We start from the raw sequence: 2,232 nt of genomic DNA on the forward strand, positions 1-2,232 counted from the left end.
GCCCATTTGGCCTCGATCGCCTCGGCGGCTCTGAACGCCGCCCAGGTGTTTTCAGCGATGACCCCGAAACCGTGACCGTAGCTGGTCTCGATCGGCACGATCTTGACCACGCCGGGCATCTTCGCGGCCTTGGAGAGGTCGGCGCTCACCGGCTTCGACCAGAAGCGCGGGCTCATCTTCACCGTGCCGTAGAGCATCTCCGGCAGCCTGACATCGATGCCGAAGATCGGCGCGCCGGTGACCTTGGCCAGCATGTCGACGCGCTTTTGCGGCTTGCCGAGCAGCTTCCAGTCGGCCTTGTCCTTGAGCCTGACCTCGGCCGGCGGCGGCATGGCGCTGGCTGAGGCGGCGACTTCACCATAGGTGACCGATTTGCCCGACGCCTTATGCAGGACCGCGCCGTTGGCGGTTTCCAGTTCGCCGGCGGAAACGCCGAGCTTCTGCGCCGCCGCCGAGATCAGCATCTGCCTGGCGGCCGCGCCCGCCTGCCGCATCTTGTCGAACCCGTCGCGCATCGAGGACGAGCCGCCGGTGCCCTGCAGGGCGAGCAGCTTTCCGACGACGCCGAGTCCGGATCGCACCGCTTCCGCCGTCATGCTCTCGTCGAAGAAGGGGAACGGACCGCCCTCCTGGAGTATCGCCGCGTTGTAATAGGCATAGGAAGCCGGGCCGTGCTCGACCTTGACCTGATCGAGGCCGACGTCGAGTTCCTCGGCGACCATGGCGGCAAGCGTCGTCGACACGCCTTGCCCCATCTCGGCGCGCGGCGCGACGATGGTGATGGTGTTGTCGGCGCCGATCTTCACATAGGGATTGAAGGTTGCCTCGCCCTTGCCGAGATCGGCCTCGAGCGGGTTGGCGAAGGGCTTGCGGTAGTAATAGTAGCCAACGGCGACACCGCCGGCGACAGCGGCGGCGCCGATGAGGAAGGTGCGGCGGGCGATCTTTCCGATGCTGGCCATGATCAGAGCCCCGCCGTCTTCAGCGCCGCGGCTTTCTTGATCGCCGCGCGGATCTTCGGATAGGTGCCGCAGCGGCAGAGGTTGCCGCCCATGGCGTTGTCGATGTCGTCGTCGCTCGGGTCCGCCACCTCCTCGAGCAATGCCACCGCGCTCATGATCTGGCCGGCCTGGCAGTAGCCGCATTGCGCCACCTGCTCTTCCAGCCAGGCCTGCTGCACCGGATGCAGCTTGCCGCCGGTGCCGATGCCCTCGATGGTGGTGACTGCGCCGCTGACTTCCCCGACCGGCAGCGAGCAGGAGCGAACCGGCAGGCCGTCGACATGCACCGTGCAGGCACCGCAGGCGGCGATGCCGCAGCCGAATTTCGGGCCCGTCTTGCCGATCAGATCGCGCAGCGCCCACAGCAGCGGCATTCCCGGATCGGCATCGATGTCGAATGATTGCCCGTCGACGGTGAGGCGCATGGGGATATCCTTCGTTGTCGTCTATAACCAGAAGCGAAATGGCAAGGCGGCCATTTCGTCTTCATACACCTTGACAAAATCCGTCATTTTGTCAATAGAGTTTGCACAGGGTAGACTGTTCGCCATGATCGAAGCCGAGGACATCGCCGCCGACCCCAAGCGCGCCCGCATTTTGGAAGGCGCGATGAAGGTGTTCCTCGCCTATGGCTTTACGCGCACCACCATGGACGACATCGCGCGCGCCGCCGACATGTCGCGGCCGGCGCTCTATCTGCTGTTCAAGAACAAGACCGACATTTTCCGCGCCATCGCCCTGATGCTGCTCGGTCGCTCCATCGAGCAGGCGAAGAGCGAGCTCGAAGGCGGCGGCACCTTCGCCGAACGCACGATGCGCGCCGTCGACGCAGCGCTGATCTCGATGATCGGCGCTGTCCGTGCTTCCCCGCACGGCGCCGAACTGCTCGACTTGAAGTCGAGCGTCGCCGACCTCGTCGGCTGCTGGCGCGACGGCCTTGTCGAGCACATCGCCAGCGCGGTCGAGGGCGAAGTGAAACGGAACGGCGTCGACCTCGCCGCCAAGGGGCTTTCGGCGCGGCTGCTGGCCGACATGCTGCTCGACGGGCTGGAAGGCATGAAGATGCGCATCAGCAATCCGGACGAGCAGCGACGGGCCGCCGCCGCGCTGATCAGGCTGATCGACCTGGCGCTGCGGAAAGGATGACGTCGGCGGTCGGCGCCCCCGGTCGAGCTAGGCTTGGCGCCGCGCTTGCTCGGGCTTCCTGCGCGCCGCGAGGAACTCCTTTACC

3 protein-coding genes are annotated in these 2,232 nt (G+C 66.0%); 1 reads left to right on the top strand and 2 read right to left on the bottom strand.

The features are described from left to right. Together EN742_RS32420 and EN742_RS32425 are read right to left on the bottom strand one after the other, a co-directional pair. Positions 1 to 962 (bottom strand): molybdopterin cofactor-binding domain-containing protein (locus EN742_RS32420; RefSeq protein WP_148670427.1); only part of this gene is annotated, 962 nt, incomplete at its 3' end. 2 nt (positions 963 to 964) lie between these two features. Then, positions 965 to 1,426, bottom strand: a complete 462-nt coding sequence (locus EN742_RS32425; RefSeq protein ID WP_126057910.1) for a (2Fe-2S)-binding protein — start codon at positions 1,424 to 1,426, stop codon at positions 965 to 967. Positions 1,427 to 1,550: 124 nt separating this feature from the next. Between EN742_RS32425 and EN742_RS32430 the strand changes: the two genes are divergently transcribed. Further along, the gene (locus EN742_RS32430; RefSeq protein ID WP_126057909.1) at positions 1,551 to 2,147 is read left to right on the top strand and encodes a TetR/AcrR family transcriptional regulator; all 597 of its coding nucleotides are present in this window, start codon (positions 1,551 to 1,553) and stop codon (positions 2,145 to 2,147) included. The last annotated feature ends 85 nt before the right edge of the window (positions 2,148 to 2,232 follow it).

Origin of the sequence: Mesorhizobium sp. M4A.F.Ca.ET.020.02.1.1, assembly GCF_004022645.1 — a bacterium.
Taxonomy (GTDB): Bacteria; Pseudomonadota; Alphaproteobacteria; order Rhizobiales; family Rhizobiaceae; genus Mesorhizobium.